Annotated in this window: 1 protein-coding gene; it reads right to left on the reverse strand. The window is 69.5% G+C overall.

What is annotated here, in order from left to right; all coding sequences use genetic code 11:
• Window positions 1-9 precede the first annotated feature (9 nt).
• Window positions 10-20,202, reverse strand: a complete 20,193-nt coding sequence (locus HQ314_RS07455; RefSeq protein ID WP_222649736.1) for a non-ribosomal peptide synthetase — start codon at window positions 20,200-20,202, stop codon at window positions 10-12.
• Between the last annotated feature and the right edge of the window lie 144 nt (window positions 20,203-20,346).

Below are 20,346 nucleotides of genomic sequence, written 5' to 3' on the forward strand. Positions count from 1 at the left end.
GCGTCTTCGTCACCGGCGGACGAACACGTCCCTGAGTGCGGGGCCGATGATCGTCAGGGCTCGGTCGCTCGTCATCTGCCAGTGGCTCACATCGACGGGTATGTCCGTGACCACGTCCGCGAACGGCTCCCACGATGCAGCCGGACCCGCTTCGTCCCCACGCCCTTCCACTGCTGAGAACATCACGATCTCACCGTGGTACCTACCCGGATGATGCTCGGCACCCAGCGCACCGTTGACGGTCGCCGTCGTGATCACATTCCGAATGATCTGCGGATCCACCTGTCCCGCGAGAGCTGTGCTCGTCGAGAGATAGTCGACCAGGGCATCGGCCGACTCGGACGCGGACGCGACATCGTCGGGTGCTGTCAGGGACCCGTCGACGAGCCCGGATGCAGCCAGGAAATCGGTCAGATGATCCGCGTCCTCGGCGTCGTTCGTCGTGTCCAGCGAGTGGGCGTAGGAGTCCAGCATCACCAACGACTCGACGACCGCGCCACGCTGTTGCAGCTGAACAGCCATCTCGTGGGCGATCCTGCCACCGAGTGACCACCCGAGCAGACGGTACGGGCCCTCGGTCTGCACGGAGAGCATGGCGTCGACGTAGGTCCGGGCCAAGGCCGCGACAGACGTTGCCTGAGCGTCGACGTCGAGGAGGCCGGGCGGCTGCAGTCCGTACAGCGGAACCTCGTCGAGGTGGGGTGCGAGAGCCCCGAAGCTCCAGGACAGACCGGACACAGGGTGCACGCAGAAGACCGGTCGCCCTTCCCCGCCGGCAAGTGGCAGCACGACTCCCAACATGTCCTGCAGCCCCGTGGTCGACGCGGTGGTCGAGCCGTCGCCGACGCTGCGGATGTGATCGGCGATGTCGGCCGGAGTCGGACCCAGGAAGATCTGCCGCAGCGGAACCTCCACGCCGAGGTCGCGTCGGAGTGCTGCGGTGAGCTCCATGACGCCCAGCGAGTTTCCTCCCAAGCCGAAGAAGCTGTCGTCCGGACCGACGGCGTCGGATTCGAGCACATCGGCCATCGCAGCGCAGATCTGGCGCTCGAGCTCGTCGCGTGGCTCCCGCGACACGAACCTCTGCGTGGTCGGCTCCGGGAGTGCTCGCCTGTCGACCTTGCCACTGGCGTTCAGCGGCAATGCCTCGAGCGCGACTATCCGGGCAGGGACCAGGAAGTCCGGGACCGTCTCCGACAACCGTCGTCTCATCTCGGTCTCGTCCGGGTTCGGCTCACTGGACACGACGTAGCCCAGTAGACGACTGCGCCCACCGGTTCTCCGCACCAAGACCGCGGCGTCGGTGATGCCGTCGAGACCGCGCAGAGCAGACTCCACCTCACCCAGCTCCACCCTGACACCGTTGACCTTGACCTGATCGTCGGTTCGGCCCGAGTAGATCAGTTCACCCTCACCGTCCCACCGCACGACATCGCCCGTGCGGTACATGCGCGAGCCCGGAGTGCCGCTCGGATCGGCAACGAACCTGGTGGCGGTGTCGCCGGGCCGCGAGGCGTATCCACGTGCGAGCTGAGGTCCCGCGAGGTACAGCTCGCCGTGCACCGACGGTCCGACCAGTCGGAGTGTCGTGTTCCTCACCGTCGCCGCGGTCGATCCCATGGGAGGACCGATCGGGACAGCACCGGATTCGGAGCCCGTCGAGCGGTGCCGAGCAACGGACAGTGTCGTCTCCGTGGGTCCGTACTCGTTGGTCGGCCGCACGATCCCGAGCGCCGCGACCGAGGCCACCAGATCGGTCGGGAGTCGCTCGCCTCCACTGACGAGCAGGCGAAGTGAACTGCACCTCCCCGGCGCGATCGCGTCGACGAAGAGACGCAGCACCGAGGGAACGAAGTGCATCACCGTGACCTGTCGTTCGTCCACGACGTCAGCGAGATACCGCATGTCGAGGTGGCCACCGGGTCGTGCGATCACCAGCCGGGCGCCGACCAGCAGCGGCCACCACAATTCCCTGACCGATGCGTCGAAGGTCATCGGCGTCTTGTGGAACACGACGTCGCTCGCGTCGAGCGAGTACTCGTTCTGACGCCATTCCATACTGGTCGACACAGCATCGTGAGGCACGACGACGCCTTTGGGACGACCGGTGGACCCGGAGGTGAACATGACGTAGGCGGGCGTCGAGGGGTGGATCTCGCGCTGGCGCCGGAGGACCTGAGCAAGCGCGGTGTCATCGTCCGTACCGGACATGGCGTCGAGATCGAGACGGGTTCGCCCGTCCGCGACGGAATCCAGTCCGGACTCGTTCATCGATTCTCGGTCCGAGAGAAGGTAGCGCGCGCCACTGTCCTGCACCAGGACCTCGTTGCGGTCCACTGCGTGACTCGGGTCCACCGGAACGTACGCAGCACCGGCCGCCACCACGGCGTGGAACGCGACGAGCTGTCGTGCCGATCGTGGGAGCACGACCGCGACCGTCGATTCCGGGCCTACTCCCGCAGCCATCAGTTCGGACGCCACCGAGACGATCTCCTCGGAGAGCTGTCCGTAGGTCAGTGTGGTCTCGGAGGCGTCGCAGAAGACTGCGACGTCGTCAGGCGCGGCGAGCACGGTCCGACGGAACTGTTCGAACAGAGTCTCGGTACCGCCCGATCCTCGACGATCGAGCCCGCCGAACGCGGTGACCGTTCGGATGTCCTCCTCGGACGGAGCAATGAGGGAATCGATGCGGGCAGTGGGATCGCCGACCGCAGCGTCGAGGACGCTCGTGAACTCGTCCGCGATGCGCCTGACCGTTCCCTCGTCGAACAGGTCGACGGCGTAGATGAACCGTGCGAGATATCCACCGTTTCCGTCGGGATCGTCCGCCATGGTCAATTGCAGGTCGAACTTGGCGATGCCAGGGTCGATCTCGAGGCCCTCGACCGACAGCTCGGGGAGCGTCAGACGCTCGTTCCTCAGGTTCTGGAACGCGAGCATGACCTGGAAGAGAGGGTGCCGCGACGTGGCCCTGGGCAGGTCCATCATCTCGACCACCTGCTCGAACGGGACGTCGGCATGAGCGAACGCACCGAGTGCACGCTCCTTCGCGTGACCGAGAACGTCCGCGAAGGTGGCCGACGGTGCCATCTCGGTTCGCAGAACGAGAGTGTTCACGAACATGCCGATCATCTGATCCAGCTCGGCGAGGCCTCGTCCCGCGTACGGAGTGCCGATCGCCACGTCGTTCTCCCCGGTGAGACGGTGGAGAGTCACAGCGAGGGCTGCGTGCACGACCATGAACGGGGTGGCATTGGCGGCCCGCGCCAGATCCCGCACTCGCGATCCCGTGCCGGCGTCCACTCGCACGTCCACGGTCGAGCCGCGGTTCGACGGTGTGACAGTGCGAGGACGATCGAAGGGCAATCCGATCTCGTCCACGAGGCCCTCGAGCACAGATGTCCAGTAGACACCCTGCGAGGCCAACAACGAGGACGGGTCGTCGGGCGCCCCCAACACAGCACGCTGCCACAGCGTGTAGTCGACGTACTGCACATCGAGCGGTTGCCACGTCGGCCTGTTCCCCAGCGCCCTCGAGACGTAGGCGACAGCGATGTCACGAGCGAGCGGACCGGCACTGAATCCGTCCGCAGCGATGTGGTGCACCACGACCAACAGGACGTGCGACCTCGAGTCGACGGTGAGCACCGCCACCCGCAACGGCGGAGCTGTCGTGACGTCGAAGGGTGTCGAGGCCATCGACGTGACCATTCGAACGACCGCACTCTCGGCGTCGTCCTCGGTCCGCAGGTCGATCTCCGTCACGTCGACGCCTCGACCTGCAGGCAGCACGACCTGTTCGGGCGCCCCACTGTCGGCGGGATACACGGTCCTGAGGCTCTCGTGTCGGTCGACGACGTCGTCGATGGCATCGCGAAGTGCGTCCACGTTCAGATCGCCTGTGAAGCGCACCGCGATCGGAATGTTGTACGAGGACGACTCCGGCTCCAGACGGTTGAGGAACCACATGCGCGACTGCGCGAGCGAGAGTGGCACGTGGGCAGGACGTTCCACGGGCACCAGCGGTGCGCGGGTGTCCGACGTCGACGCCGACTCGGCGCGCGCAGCGAATGTCGCGACGTCGGCCGACTCGAACATCTCGCGGATGCCGATGCGGGTGTTCAGCCGGGCGTTGACCCGCGCCACCACCTGCGTCGCCGACAGCGAGTTGCCACCGAGCTCGAAGAAGTTGTCGTCCATGCCGACTCGCTCGACACCGAGCACCGCGGCGTACGCGGCGGCGACGATCTCCTCGACCGGGGTGGACGGCGCGCGGTACTCCCGCGCCACGTCCAGATCGATCGACGGCAACCGGCGACGGTCGAGCTTGCCGTTGACGCTCAGCGGCAACTCCTCGATCACCACGATGCGCGCGGGAACCATGTAGCCCGGAACCGCTTCGGCCGCAGCGGATCGCACCGAGTCGACGTCGAGGGTGACGTCCTTCTCGGGCACCACGTAGCCCACCAGCAGCTCGCCGCCGGCGGTACGAGCGACGGTGGCGGCCGATGCGGCGACACCGTCGGCGGTGGTCAGCGCGGCCTCGACCTCGCCGAGTTCGATACGGAAACCGCGCACCTTGACCTGGTCGTCGGTGCGGGCGACGAACTCGAGAATCCGTGCGTCACCGCGGGTGACCCAGCGGACCGCGTCACCGGTGCGGTAGAGCCTGCCGGACCCGAACGGATCGGCGACGAAGCGCTCCGCCGTCAGGGTGGTGTTGCCGAAGTAGCCGAGCGCCAGCTGATCGCCCGCGAGGTAGAGCTCACCCGCGACACCGACGGGTACCGGCCGCAGTCGCGAATCGAGAACGTAGACCTGCACGTTCGCCTCGGGTCCACCGATGGACACCGGACCCGTCTCGTCGGACGCGATGTGGTGCACGGTGACCGAGACCGCAGCCTCCGTCGGTCCGTAGAGGTTCACCACCGGAGCGTCGGACAGTCGGCCGAACGCGGTGACCACATCGCGCGGCAGCGCCTCGCCGATGCACAGGACCGTTCGCAGTGACGCGACGTCCTCGGCCGTCGCCACCGAGGCGAACGCACCGAGGAGCGACGGCACGAAGTCGGCGACGGTGACGTTCTGCTCGCGCATCAGTCGCGCGAGTTCAGCGGGGTCCCGGTTCGCCTCGGGCGAACCGATCACCAACCGGGCGCCCGCGGTCAGCGGCCACCACAGCTCCCACACCGACAGGTCGAACGTGGACGGTGTCTTCTGCACCATCGCGTCGTCCGCCGTGAGTTCGAACTCGTTCTGGATCCACCAGAGCTGGTTCGCCACAGCGCGATGCGGCAGCGCGACGCCCTTGGGACGTCCGGTCGACCCCGAGGTGTAGATGACGTACACGGGGTCCTCGGCCGACAGCGGGCGGGTGCGCTCGTCGTCGATGACGGGGGCGTCGGAGAAGTCCGAGAGCTCCGCCGTGAGCACGTCGAGCGTCGGGACGTCGGAGGGCGCGGACAGAGTTCGCCCACCCAGCAGGATCAGCGACGGTCGGGCATCACCCAGCACGTACTCCGTGCGCTCGGCCGGGTGGTCGAGGTCGATCGGGAGGTAGGCCGCACCGGCCTGGACCACTGCGTACATCGCGACCATCGACTCGGTCGACCGCGGCATCGCCACGGCGACGAGATCACCGGTCCGCACGCCGTCGGCGAGCAACCTGCGCGCCAGCCGTGCGACGCGAGAGCCGAACTCGCCGTACGTGAGTGAGACGTCACCCTCGGTCAGGGCCGCGACGTCGGGACGCTCGGCGACCCGATCGGCGAACATCCGTGCGACGGAGGTGGGCGCACCCGCGACACGAGTATCGTTGGTGTCCACCAGGATCGACCGACGCTCGTCCGCGCTCAGGACGTCCGCGGTGTGCACCGGTGCGTCCGGACGGGCGATCAGCGCGTCGACCACGCGGGAGAAGCGCTCGGTGAACGACTCGGCCGTGGCACGGTCGAACAGCGCCTCGGCGAAGGTGAGCACCGACTGCAGCGAGCCGTCCTCGGCTCCCTCACTGACGATGAGGTGCAGATCGAACTGCGAGACCGCTGCCTCGAGCCCGACGTCCCCGACGGTGAGGTCGGGGAGCTCGAACGTCACCGGCGCGAGGTTCTGGAACGAGAAGCCCACCTGGAAGATCGGGTGGTACGCGGTCGACCGACGCGGGTCGACGGCCTCGACGAGCTGCTCGAACGGCACATCCGCGTGACCGAACGCGGCCAGGTCGACCGAGCGGGCGTCCGCGACCAGATCGGCGAACGAGGCATCCGGATCGACGTCGAGACGCAGTGCCAGCGTGTTGACGAACATGCCGACCATGTCGTCGAGTTCGCGCTCGCCACGTCCGGCGATCGGGGTTCCGACGGCGATGTCGCGCGAGCCCGACAGGGCACCGAGCAGCACGGACCACGCCGCGTGCACGGCCATGAACAGCGTGCCCTGACGCGACGCGGCGACGGCGCGCAGTCCGGCCGTCTGCTCGGGGGTCAGCGCGAACTGCACCGAGTGGCCGAGCATGGACTGAACCGCCGGGCGCGGCCTGTCGGTCGGCAGCTCGATCGGATCGTCCAGACCGGCGAGCTGCTGCTTCCAGTACGCGATCTGCTGGGCGGTCAACGACTCCGGGTCGCTCTCCGATCCCAGCACCTCGCGCTGCCACAGCGCGTAGTCGGCGTACTGCACGGGCAGGGGTGCCCACTCCGGGATCGCTCCGGCGACGCGCGCCGAGTAGGCCACCATGACGTCGCGTGCCAGCGGCCCGAGCGAGAATCCGTCCGCGGAGATGTGGTGCACGACGATGGACAGCACGTACTCCGCCGCGTCGCCGGCCGGGTCGACGACCTCGAGCAGCAGACCGCGCACGGGCACGGCGGCCGTGACGTCGAACCCGGACGCGATGAACTCGAACAACGCGCCGGGCACACCGGGGGTCTCGACCGGACGTGGCGCCAGGTCGAAGGGAACGTCGTCCACACCCAGGATGACCTGGTACGGACCCTCTTCCGACCCGGGGTACACCGTGCGCAGCGTCTCGTGCCGGGCGAGGACGTCGCGGACGGCCTCCTCCAGCGCGGCGACGTCGAGCGTGCCGGTGAGGCGCACCGCCAGCGGGATGTTGTACGCGGGCGAGCTGGTGTCGAACTGGTTGAGGAACCACATGCGGCGCTGTGCGAGCGACAGCGGCACCGGATCGGGCCGCTCCCCCGCGACGAGCGCGGGGCGACGACCGACTCCACCCGAGAGTGCGCGCGCCGCGAGTTCGCCCACGGTCGACGCATCGAAGATGTCGCGCACGCCGATGTGGCTGTCCAGTGCCGCGTTGATACGCGCGACGGCCTGCGTGGCCACGAGCGAGTTGCCGCCGAGATCGAAGAAGCTGTCGTCGACACCGACCCGCTCCACGCCGAGAAGATCGGCGAACACCTCGGCGACGGCCTGATCCTCGGGCGTCTCCGGGGCGCGGTACTCGGCCTGCTGCCGCACCAGGGTGGGCTCCGGCAACGCGGCACGGTCGAGCTTGCCGACCGGGTTCAGCGGCACGGAGGTGAGCGGCATGATCACCGCGGGCACCATGTGCGCGGGCAGGCTCTCCTTGACGGAGTCGTGCACGGCCGCGACGTCCAGGGTCGCGCCCGCCTCGAGCAGGGACGCCGCCGGCAGGACGTAGGACACGAGATCGGTGACGCCACCGACGGATCGGTGGCCGACCGTCACGGCGAAGTCCACGTCCGGGTGCGCCGCGAGCGCGGCGTCGATCTCGCCGAGCTCGATGCGCTGGCCCCGGATCTTGACCTGGAAGTCGCTGCGGCCGATGTACTCGACGGTGCCGGCCTCGGTCCAGCGGACCACGTCGCCGGTGCGGTACAGACGGCTGCCCGCGGGACCGTACGGATCGGCGACGAACCGCTCGGAGGTGAGCGTCGGGCGGCCGAAGTAGCCGCGCGCGACACCGGGACCTCCGGCGTAGAGCTCACCGGGAACGCCGACGGGCACGGGCCGCAGCCGACCGTCGAGCACGTACTCGCGGGTGCCCTTGCTGGGACCGCCCACCGTGATCGGATCGCCTGCGGAGAGTGGCACCGACGCGTTGATCATGATCGTCGTCTCGGCGGGTCCGTACCCGTTGACGACGGTGCGGCCGGACGTCGCCCACGCTGCCATCAGATCCGGCGGAAGCGCCTCGCCGACGGGCATGACGGCGCGCACGGACGGCACCGCGTCCGGCTCGACGGTCGCCAGCGCGGACGGCGTGATCACCATGTGCGTGACACTCTCGTCGGTGACGAAGCGCGCCAGATCGGGTCCGCCGTAGAAACCGGCGGGCGCCGGTGCCAGCGGCACGGCATTGCCGGCGGCCAGCAGGATCTCGAAGATCGACGCGTCGAAACTCGTCGACGCCACGGCCAGGATGATCGACGCGTGGTCGATACCCAGCGAGTCCGTCTGCGCCGCCACCAGATTGGCGAGACCGGTGTGCGGGACGACGACACCCTTGGGGCGACCGGTCGATCCGGACGTGTAGATCATGTACGCCGCGTTGCTCATGCGTACGGTGCCGAGACGCTCACCGTCGGTGAGGCGCTCGGGCGAGCGGGAGTCGACGTCGGCCGCGAACTGCTCGTCGTCGAGGACGAGCCACCGCAGCCCGTCGACGTCGGATGGGCGGTCGGCGACCGTCGTGATGCCGAGCGCCGCCGTCGAGTCGTGCACCATGTAGTCGATGCGCTCGGCAGGGTGTGCCGGGTCGACGGGCACGACATAACCGCCCGCCTTGGCGACCGCCCAGACGCAGAGCACGAACTCGGGCGACCGCGGAACCGCCACGGCCACCACGACGTCCGGTCCGACACCCGCGTCGACGAGGACGCGCGCGAGTCGCGCGGCACGAGCGTCGAGCTCCTCGTACGTCCACTGCACCGATCCCTGGCGGACGGCGAGTCTGCTGGGAGCGTGATCCGCGGCGTCCTCGAGGATCCGGACGAGCGTGCGCTCGTCGACGTCGGCGGATCCGTGGCGCGACAGCAGGTCGGCGCGCTCGTCGGCGAGCAGCGTCTCGATGCGGCCGACGGGTGCACCCGGTGACGTGGCGAACGCCGCGAACACGGCCTGCAGGCGACTGCCCAGTGCGGACACGTACTCGTCGGAGAACAGGTCGCGCAGGTAGCGCAGCGTCATGCGGATCTGCGTGTCCGCGAACGTGACCACGTTGATCGGGTAGTGCGTCGCGTCGAGCACCTGAGCGCCGGTGACGGCCATGCCGTCGATGGACGCGGCGGCCTTCAGGCCCTCCTCGTCCACCGGGTAGGACTCGAGAACGGTGATCGAGTCGAACACCGCGCCCGGGCCGACAGCGGTGGTGATGTCCGCCAGCCCCAGGTAGTGGTGGTCGAGCAACGCCGTCTGCTCCTCCTGCAACCGGAGCAGGAAGGATTCGATGCTGTCGGACTCGTCGATGCGCACGCGGACGGGCAACGTGTTGATGAACAGGCCGACCATGGTCTCGACGCCCTCGAGGTCGGCGGGGCGACCGGAGACCGTCCCACCGAACGCGACGTCGTCGCGGCCCAGCTGGCGCGCGAGCACCAGGCCCCACGCCGCCTGCACGATCGTGCTGAGCGTGACACCGAGACGCGACCCCAGATCGGACAGCTCGGACGTGACCTTCTCGTCCATGACGACCTCGACCCGACCCGTGTCGGTCGAGACCCCGGACGTATCAGTGATTCCCGACAACAGCGTCGGCTCCTCAGCGCCGGCGAAAGCGGTGGTCCACGCCTTGACCGAGACAGCGCGGTCGCGGACCGACAGCCACTCCAGGAAGGAACGGTAGGAGCGGACCTCGGGAAGCAGCGACGCATCTCCGCGCAGGGCGTACAGCGTGAGGAGATCTTTGAGCACCAGCGGCATCGACCATCCGTCGATGACGATGTGGTGCGCCATGAACGACAGCGTGACCGCGTCGTCGGCGGTGCGGATCATCCGGAAGCGCACCAGCGGCGCGCTGTCCATCGCGAACCGGCGGTCCCGCTCGGTCTCGAGCTCGAGGCGCAGGTCGCCCTCGATGTCGTCGTGGCCGCGCAGGTCGACATCGACCCACGGGACCTCGGCGGAACTCGGAACCAGTTGCACCGCACGACCGTCCGCGGTGGTGCGGAACGAGGTCCGCAACCCGTCGTAGCGCGCGAGCAGCGCACCGGCCGCGGCGACGAACCGGTCCCGGTCGACGTCGCCGGTCAGATCCATCACGACCTGCATGACGTAGACGTCGGGAGCGCCGGCCGGCTGCATCGACGAGTGGAACAGCAGACCCGCCTGCAGCGGAGCAAGGGACCAGACGTCCTCGAGATGGGACCCGGCATCGGACATCTCGTTCTCGAAGACCTCGATGTCCTTCTGCGACACCGGCACCAGCGGTACGTCCGACGGCGTGAGGCCGCCGGCATCGCCGCTGCCGACGTGCTGAGCGAGTGCCGTGAGTGCCTCGACCCAGTAGGTGCCCAGCGCGGACACGTCCTCCGACGGCAGGATGCCGCGGGGGAACGCGAACGTGGCACCGAGCTGCTCGTCCGCGAGGACTGCGTTGATGTCGAGCACGGCGATCGCCGGCATGTCGGCGTCGAGAGGCACGTCCGCGAGGGTGGTGATGTCGGACGACGGGAGGAAGCCCAGACCCTCCGCACCCTCGGGCAGCTCGCCCGCGGACAGGCGGCCCAGGTAGTTGAAGCTGATCTGGCCGACGGATCGCGCGAGAACCGAGCGTCCCGTCTCGTCGAGGTAACGCAGCATGCCGTAGCCCATACCGCGATCGGGCACCGCGAGCAGCTGTTCCTTGACGGCCTTGACAGCTCGGCCGGCCGCGGCGCCACCGGCGAACGCGTCGTCGAGATCGACGTCGGTGAGGTCGAGCAGCACGGGGAAGATCGACGTGAACCAGCCGACGGTCCGCGACAGATCCGCGAGTCCGGCGTCACCGAGCACGTCCTCCTCGCGGCCGTGGCCCTCGAGGCGCAGCAGCAGCGACGACGTCTCGGTGCCGCGCTCGCGGCGCCACTTCGCCACGGCCAGAGCCAGTGCGGACAACAGTCCGTCGTTCACGCCGCCCCGGAACATCTGCGGCAGAGCGGTGACGACGGCGGTCGTGACGTCCGCCGGGACGGTGACGCGCACCTTGTCGAGCGTGGCCTGCACGTCGATCGACGGGTCCAGATCCCGGTCACCCAGAAGGATGTCCTCGGACCGGACGACGGACGTCCAGAACGGCAGTTCGCCGCGACGCGACGCAGCCTGATCGGTCAGGGCGTGCGCCCAGGTACGCATCGACGTGCCCACCGGTTGCAGAGTCGGCTCGGTCCCGGAGGACACGGCGAACCACGCGGTGACCAGGTCCGGCACGATGATGCGCCACGAGACTCCGTCGACGGCCAGGTGATGGCCGGCGACGACGAGGTGGCCGCCGGTCGACGGCCCCCGGTCCAGCCAGACGAACTGCACGAGACGACCCTCGGCCGTCGACAGGCGATCCAGCGCCGAGTCGAGTGCCGCGCGGGCCACCTTCTCGAGGTCGTCGCCCGTGACGTCGGCATCGACGTCGACTCGGGTGAGCAGCGACGCGGCGTCCACCGAACCCGGTGCTGCGGTGACGACCTCGAAGCCGTCGTCGAGCGACCCGGTGAGGCGCGCGCGGAACATGTCGTGACGGTCCAGCACGGCCTGCAGTGTCGCGGTCATGCCGGGCTCGTCGATACCCGCCGGCAGGTCCAGCACGACGCTCTGCGAGAAGCGCTCGTAGGCGCCGCCGCGGCGGGTCATGAAGTGCTCCACCGGGGTCAGCGGACGCGATCCGACGCCGCCACCCTCGAGCTCGGGCAGCATGCGGACGGCGTTCTCCCCCGACGACACGACAGCCGCCAGCGCGGCGACCGTGCGGCGCTCGAAGACGTCACGCGGGCTGAGGGAGAGTCCGGCGGCGCGAGCACGCGACACCAACTGGATGGAGACGATGGAGTCGCCGCCCAGGGCGAAGAAGTCGTCGTCGGCGCCCACTCGCGGCGCACCGAGGACGTCGGCGAACACGGCAGCGAGGGCGCGCTCGGTCTCGGTGGCCGGCTCGCGGTAGGTGTCGGTGTCGGTACCGAACTCGGGCGTCGGCAGAGCCCGTCGGTCAACCTTGCCCGTGGCACCCAGCGGCACCTCGTCCATGACGACCACGGCGGACGGGACCATGTGCGCGGGAAGTGATTCCGCTGCCCACCCGGTGACGTCCGACTCGCGCAGCAACGATCCCGCGGTGAGCGTGACGTACGTGACCAGCACTTTCGCCCCCGCTGCCGTGGTGAACGGCGTGGTCAGCGCGAACTGCACCTCGGGGTGCGAGGACACGACGGCGTCGATCTCGCCGGGCTCGATGCGGAACCCGCGGATCTTGATCTGCGAGTCGCCACGGCCGACGTACTCGAGTTCGAGGTCACCCGTCTCGGGGCGGCGCCACCAGCGCACGACGTCGCCCGTGCGGTACATGCGAGTACCGGGCTCGCCGTACGGATCGGCGACGAAGCGCTCGGACGAGAGTGCCCGGCGCTCGTGGTAGTGCTGCGCCACACCGGGTCCCGCGGTGTAGAGCTCACCCGGCACACCGACGGGAACGGGACCCAGTCGGCTGTCGAGCACCATGGCGCGACCCCCGCGGATCGGGCCACCGAAGGGCATGGGGCCACCCGGCACCATGGGCTTGCCGATGTGCGAGACGATCGTGGTCTCGGTCGGTCCGTACACGTTGAGCGTGCGACGACCCGGCGCGAACCTGGCGACCAGGTCCTGCGAGTACGCTTCGCCGCCGACCGAGATGGTCTGCAGCGCACCGAGACCCGAGTGGTCGACCGAGGCCAGCGCGGCCGGGGTGATGAACGCGTGCGTCACCGCGTGACGGCGCAGGAACTGCGCCAGCTCCTCACCGCCGTACACGGTGGTGGGAACGATGACCAGCGCGGCGGCAGCGGGCACCGCGAGAAGCAGCTCGAGCAGTGAGGCATCGAAGCTCGGCGACGCGAAGTGCATGACGCGCGAGTCGCTCTCGACGCGGTACTGCTCGCGCTGGGAGACCCCGAGGTGGTTCAGACCACGATGGGACACCGAGACGCCCTTGGGCAGACCGGTGGAACCGGAGGTGTAGATGATGTACGCGCGGTCGGCCGGCGTGACGGCCGTCGGGCGGTCGGCGTCGGTGATCGGATTCGCCGACGCGGCCGAGACCTGTGCCCGGATCTCGTCGGAATCGACGACGAGCCAGTCGATCTCGTCGGGCAGGGACGCCCGGTGCACGCCGAGCGTCAGGCCGACACGGACGCCCGAGTCGGTCACCATGTGCTCGATGCGATCGGCCGGGTAGTTGGGGTCGATCGGGACGAAGGCCGCACCCGTACGGGTCACCGCCCACATCAACGCGACCGACTCCGCGGAGCGCGGGACGGACAGCGCCACGGCGGATCCGGCTCCGATGCCCCGGTCGATGAGCACGCGGCCGAGTCGAGCCGAGAACTCGCCGAGTTCGCGGTAGGACACCGACGTCCCGTCGAACAGGACCGCCGAGTCGAAGACCAGCGCCGGGCCGTCGGAGTTGGTCTCGACAGCATCGACGAGGAGGTCGCCGAGCGTCCGCTCCGCCACCGCGTCGTCCCCGGTGACGGGCGCCAACGCCGCCGCCTCCTCGGAGTCGAGCAGTGGGATGTCGCCGACGGCGCGGTCGGGCGTCTCGATCGCCGCGGCCAGCACGCGCTCGAAGCGCTCGCAGAACAGCGTGACGGTCTCCGCATCGAACAGGTCGGTGGAGTACGTCACCTCCATCGTCATGCCCGCGGCCTGTACGTCACCCGACCGGCCTCCGGCCTGCCCGCCGTCCTCCACCGTCTCGGTGATCTCGATGGACAGGTCGAACTTCGCGGAGTGGATGCCGGCGTCGTACCGGGCGACCTCGAGGCCACCGAGCTCGAACGTCGTGCGCTCGAGGTTCTGGAACGCCAACGCCACCTGGAAGAGCGGGTTGTGCGATGTCGAGCGCTCCGGAGCGAGGACCTCGACGAGCCGCTCGAAGGGGATGTCCGCGTTGCCGAAGGCGCCGAGGTCCACGGTCTTCGTCTCGGCGAGCAGCTCGGTGAACGTGGCGTGCGGCGAGACCTGCGTGCGCAGCACGAGCGTGTTGACGAACATGCCGACGAGGTCGTCGAGCGCTTCCTCGCCGCGACCGGCGATGGGGGCACCGACGGCGATGTCGGTGGTGTTCGACAGTCGGGCGAGTACGACGGCGAGCGCACTGTGCACGACCATGAAGAGGCTCGCGTCGTGGGCGCGTGCGAAGTCTGCCGCGCGAGTGTGGATCTCGGCATCGATCGTGTGGTGGACCGCGGACCCGGACCCGGTGGACACCGCGGGACGCGGGCGGTCCGACGGGAGCGTGAGCACCTCCGGCAGATCGTCGAGCTGCGTCACCCAGTACGACTCCTGCTGCGACGCCAGTGATTCCGGGTCGGACTCGGAGCCCAGCATCTCGCGCTGCCACAGGGAGAAATCCGCGTACTGCACGGTCAGCGGACGCAGCGGGCCGTTCTCGGACCACGCCGGCGTGCCGACCTGACGTGCCGCGTAGGCGGTCATGACGTCGCGGGCGAGCGGGCCCATCGAGAATCCGTCGGCACTGACGTGGTGCACGACGAACGCCAGCACGGCCTCGGTGTCCGACGTCCGCAGCAGTGCGCCGCGCAGCGGCACCTCCGCGGTGACGTCGAAGCCGGAGGTCACCATGTCGAGGACGCGCGCCTGCACGTCGTCCGCGGCGACCTCGGTCACGGCGAATTGTCCGGCGACCCGGTCGGCGGGCAGGATCACCTGGTACGGCGTGCCGTCCACCTGCGGGTAGAGCGTACGCAGAGACTCGTGGCGCTCGAGCACGTCGCCGACGGCCGCGCGCAGCACGTCCACGTCGAGCGCACCGCGCAGCGTGATGACGAGCGGGATGTTGTAGGCCGCCGACTCGGTGTCGAACTGGTTGACGAACCACATGCGGGACTGCGCGAGCGACAGCGGAATTCGCTCCGGGCGCTCCCTCGGCGCCAGCACGGGCCGGGTACGGCCGGTGTGTGCCGCGGCGTCGATCCGGGCGGCGAGCGCGGCCACCGTGGGCTTCTCGAACAGATCGCGGACGCCGATGGAGCTGGACAGCGCCTCGTTGACCCGCGCGACGGCGCGCATGCCGACCAGCGAGTTGCCGCCGAGTTCGAAGAACGAGTCGTCGATGCCGACGCGCGGGGTGTCGAGTAGTGCGGAGAAGACGTCCGCGACGACCTTCTCGGACACCGTCTCCGGAGCCCGGTACTCCCGCGGTCCCGACACGTCGACGGGCTCGGGCAGAGCGCGGCGGTCGAGCTTGCCGCTGGGGCTGAGCGGGATCTCGTCGAGCACCGTCAGGTGCGACGGCACCATGTACGCGGGGACGCGCTCGGCGACCAGGTCGAGGACACTCGCCAGTTCCGGTGCGCGCCCGGCCTCCGGCACGATGTACGCCACCAGAGCTTCGCCGGTGCGCTCGTCGGAGTGGACGATGGCCACGGCGCGGGCCACGTCCGGGTGTGCGGTGAGAGCGGACTCGATCTCGCCGAGCTCGATGCGCAGACCACGGAGCTTGACCTGGAAGTCGGTGCGGCCGAGGAACTCCAGCTCACCGGACGCGGTGACCGAGACGAGGTCGCCGGTCCGGTACATCCGCTCACCGGTCGTGCGGGGATCGGCGACGAAGCGATCGGCGGTGAGGTCGGGCCGACCGAAGTACCCACGAGCCAGCTGCGCGCCCGTGAGATAGAGCTCTCCCGGGACACCGACCGGAACGTCGTGCAGACGCGAGTCCAGCACGCGCGCACCGGTGTTGCGGATCGGGCGACCGATGGGCACGGTACGGACGTCGGCGTCGGTGGTCCGGTGCAGCGTGGACGTGACCGTCGCCTCGGTGGGGCCGTACGTGTTGTCGAGCTCGGCGGCCGACGAGGCCGCGAACCGACGCACCAGATCGGCGGACAGCGCCTCACCGCCCACGGACAGGTAGCGCAGAGATCCCGGCAGGGCCAGACCGGCATCGGACATGAAGAGCTCGAGCATGGACGGCACGAACTCGAGGATCGCGATGCCGTGCGAGCGCGCCTGGTCGAGCAGGTACTGCACGTCGAGGTGGCCGTCCGGACGCGCGACGACGAGGGTGGCGCCGAGCTGCAGCGGGAGGAAGAGCTCCCACACCGACGCGTCGAAGGTGACGGGCGTCTTCTGCAGCATCGTGTCGCCGACCGTGAGGTCGTACGTCTCGTGCATCCAGAGCATCTGGTTCAGGACGGAGCGGTGCGAGACCGCCACCCCCTTGGGGCGGCCGGTCGAGCCCGACGTGTAGATGATGTAGGCGATGTTGGACGGCACGAGCGTGCCCGCCCGCTCCGCGTCCGTCAGCGGCTCCGCGGACACGTCGGCGAGATCGACCGTGTCGACGTCGATCACGTTGTGGTGCTCGGGCAGGTCGCGGTGATCGCGCGTGGTGGTCAGCACGACGACGGGTGCGGCGCTGGACAGGACGTACTCGGTGCGCTCGTGCGGGTGGTCCGGATCCACCGGCACGTAGGCGCCACCGGCCTCGAGCACCGCGTAGATGCCGATCATCATCTCGAGCGAGCGGCGCATGCCGACGGCCACGCGGGCGTCGGGACCGACCCCCAGTGCGACGAGGTGCCGTGCCAACCGGTTCACCCGCGTGGAGAACTCGGCATACGTGAGAGAGGTCCCCTCGTACACGAGCGCGGTCCGACTCGGATCCTGTGCGGCGCCGCGGCGGAACGCGTCGACGAGGGTCTCGGCGGGCAGCGGAGCGTCGATGCCGCGCAGCGCGGCGAGCTGCGTCTGCTCGCCGGAGGTGGTCAGCGGGAGATCGCCGACGGCGGTGGAGGAATCGGCCACGACGGCGGCGAGGATGCCGACGTAACGTTCCGCGATGGTGCGTGCGGTGGGTTCGTCGAACAGATCCGTCGCGTACAGCAGCGACCCGTCGATGGGACCGGGCGACCCGTCGGGGTTCACCTGCTCCATGAGCGTCAGCGTCAGGTCGAGCTTCGCGACCGGCACGTCCGAGTCGAGGAGACCGATGGTGACGTCGGGCAGCTCGATCTCGGTGCGTTCGAAGTTCTGCAGCATGAGCAGCACCTGGAACAGCGGCGCGTAGGCGAGCGAGCGCTGGGGTCGCAGGATCTCGACCAGCCGGTCCAGCGGCAGGTCCGAGTTGCCCAGCGCATCGAGGTCCGCGGTGCGGGTGCGGAGCAGGAAGTCCTCGAACGACTCCCCCGGCTCCAGATGCGATCGCAGGACCAGCGTGTTGCCGAACATGCCGACGAGCGGATCGAGCGCCTGCTCGCCGCGGCCCGCGATCTGCGTGCCGACGGACACGTCGTCGGTGGCGGCCATGCGCGAGAGCAGCACGGCCAGGGCGGCGTGCACCACCATGAACAGCGTCGAGTTGGTGCGTCGCGCGAGGTCGTTCAGACCCTCGACGACATCCGTCTCGAGTCGGAACGGCACCGTCGCACCGCGGGACGACGGCTGCGCCGGTCGCGGCCGGTCGGTGGGGAGTTCGATGACCTCGGGAGTGCCGGCGAGGGCGCGCGTCCAGAAGTCGATCTGCTTGGCGCTCAGCGACTCCGGGTCACTCTCGTCGCCGAGGAGCTCGCGGTGCCACATCGCGTAGTCCGCGTACTGCACCTCGAGCTCGGGCAGCTCGGGAGCCGCACCGGCGCTGCGCGCCACGTAGGCCGTGGTGAGATCGCGTACCAGCGGGGCGAGCGATCCACCGTCACTGGCGATGTGGTGCATGACCACGGCGAGGACGTAGTCCTGGTCCGCGATCTGGAAGAGCTTGGCACGGAAGGGCACCGAGGACGACACGTCGAAGCCGTCGAGCACCACCGGGGTCAGTCGCTCGTACACCGAGCTCTCGTCGATCCGCTCCGGATCGAGCACCACCGACACCGACGACGCGGGCTCGATGCGCTGCACCGGACCACTGTCGGTCTGCGGGTAGACGGTGCGCAGCGTCTCGTGCCGCGTGATGAGATCCTCGAACGCGTGGCTGAGCGCCTCGAGATCCAGCGCACCCGTCATCCGCAGCACGACAGGCTGGTTGTACGCGGGCGACGCCACGTCGTACTGGTTGGTGAGCCACATCCGCTGCTGGGCGTAGGACAGCGGCAGGTCACCCGAGCGATCACGACGCACGAGCGGCGGCCGCTCCGGGGCACCGAGCGAGAGATCGACCCGCGCAGCGAGATCCGCGACGGAGGTCGCCTCGAACACGTCCCGCACCGCGATGCGGGACTGCGCCGCCTGGTTGACCCGGGCGACCACCTGGGTCGCGAGCAGCGAGTTGCCACCGAGTTCGAAGAAGGTGTCGTCCAGACCCACGCGCTCGGCCGACAACAGGTCCGCCAGCACCTCGGACACCGTGATCTCGGTCCGCGTCTCGGGAGCCCGGTACTCCTTCGTCGACGTGCCGATGGTCGGCTGCGGCAGCGCCGCGCGATCGAGCTTGCCGACGGGTGTGAGGGGCACGGCGTCGATGACGATGATCTCGGACGGCACCATGTACGCGGTGAGGCTGCGGCCGACGAAGGCCGTGACGTCGTCGACGTCGATCTCGTGGCCCGGCTCGGGCTGCACGTAGGCCACGAGCACCGTCGAGCCGTCGGGCAGCTGATGTCCGGCCGCCGCGGCGAAGCGGACGTCCGGGTGCGCGGTCAGGGCGGCGTCGATCTCGCCGAGTTCGATGCGGAACCCACGGACCTTCACCTGGAAGTCGGAGCGACCCAGGTAGTCGACCGCGCCGCCGCTGCGCACGCGGGCGAGGTCGCCCGTGCGGTACACGCGCGAGCCGGGTTCACCGAAGGGGTCCGCGACGAAACGCTCCGCCGTGAGCGACGGCCGACCGTGATACCCGCGGGCCAGACCGGGACCCGCCGCGTACAGCTCACCGGCGACACCGGCCGGGACGTCGCGCAGGCGGCCGTCGAGCACGGGCGTGCGGAAGTCGCGGATCGCGCCGCCGATGGAGACGGGCGCGTCCGGGAACAGCTCCGCGCAGTTGGTCATGATGGTGGCTTCGGTCGGACCGAAGCCGTTGAACATGCGGCGGGTGTCGGTCACGAAGCGCGACACCAGTTCCGGCGGGCACGCCTCACCGGCGGTGACCACGACCCGCAGATCGGGCAACTCCGACGGCGTGACCGAGGCCAGCACGGACGGGGTGATGACGGCATGGGTCACCCGCTGCTCGCGCAGCAGAGCCGTCAGATCGTCGCCACCGAAGACGTCGGGCGGCGACACGACCATCGTCGCTCCGGACCCCACGGCCATGAGCAGTTCGAAGACCGAGGCGTCGAAGCTCGGGGACGCGACGGCGAGGGTGCGGGCGGACGCGTCGATGCCGAAGCGCTCACGCTGCTCGGCGACCAGGCTCGAGAGGCCGGCGTGCGTCACCTCGACGCCCTTGGGTCGACCCGTCGATCCGGACGTGTAGATCATGTAGGCCGTGTTCGCGGGGCCGAGCACCCGCACGCGATCGGCGTAGGTGACCGGCTCGGCGGACCGTGTGTCGACGGCGGCGTCCAGGTCGGCGTCGCCCAGGACGAGCCAGCTGGGGCCCACTCCCTCGGGCAGGGTCTCGCGGTGCTCCGAGGTGGTGATTCCGAGAGTGGCCCCCGAATCGGTGAGCATGTACTCGATGCGGTCCGCGGGGTACTTCGGATCGACCGGCACGTATGCCGCCCCGGTCTTGGCGACCGCCCAGATCGACAGGATCGACGCGGCGGACCGCGTGACGGCCAGCGCCACCACGTCCTCGGCACCGATGCCGCGCGCGATCAGCTCACGCGCCAGCTTCGACGACGCCGCGTCGAGCTCGCGGTAGGTCCACTCGGTGGTCGCGCCGGACTCGTCGCGGAACACGAGGGCCACACCGTCGGCGTTCGCCTCCACGGCGGCCGCGAGGATCTGGGGCAGGGTGGCCGCGCGGGGACGCTGTCGGCGACGCGGGCGTTCCCTGGTCGGACGCTCGCGGCGGGGTGCACCCGCGCGTCCCGGACGTTCCGCCCGCGACCGGTCCTGGTTCGAGGTCTCGTCGGGAGTGCCATCCGTCATCGTCGTGCTCCTCGTGAATCGATACCGAGCCTCGCCCGTGGTTGCCCACCGACGATCCCGCTGCGTACTCGCGACACTCCCCGCGGATGCGCGCACGCGTGCTTCATGGGGCAACGCCCCATCTGATCCACCCTATCGAGCAGG

It is taken from the genome of Rhodococcus sp. BP-332 (genome assembly GCF_019836065.1).
Classification (GTDB): domain Bacteria; phylum Actinomycetota; class Actinomycetes; order Mycobacteriales; family Mycobacteriaceae; genus Rhodococcoides.

Bases quoted from the DNA above. Each gene is read 5' to 3' on its own strand.
- HQ314_RS07455 (WP_222649736.1), bottom strand. From the start codon at position 20,202: ATGACGGATGGCACTCCCGACGAGACCTCGAACCAGGACCGGTCGCGG.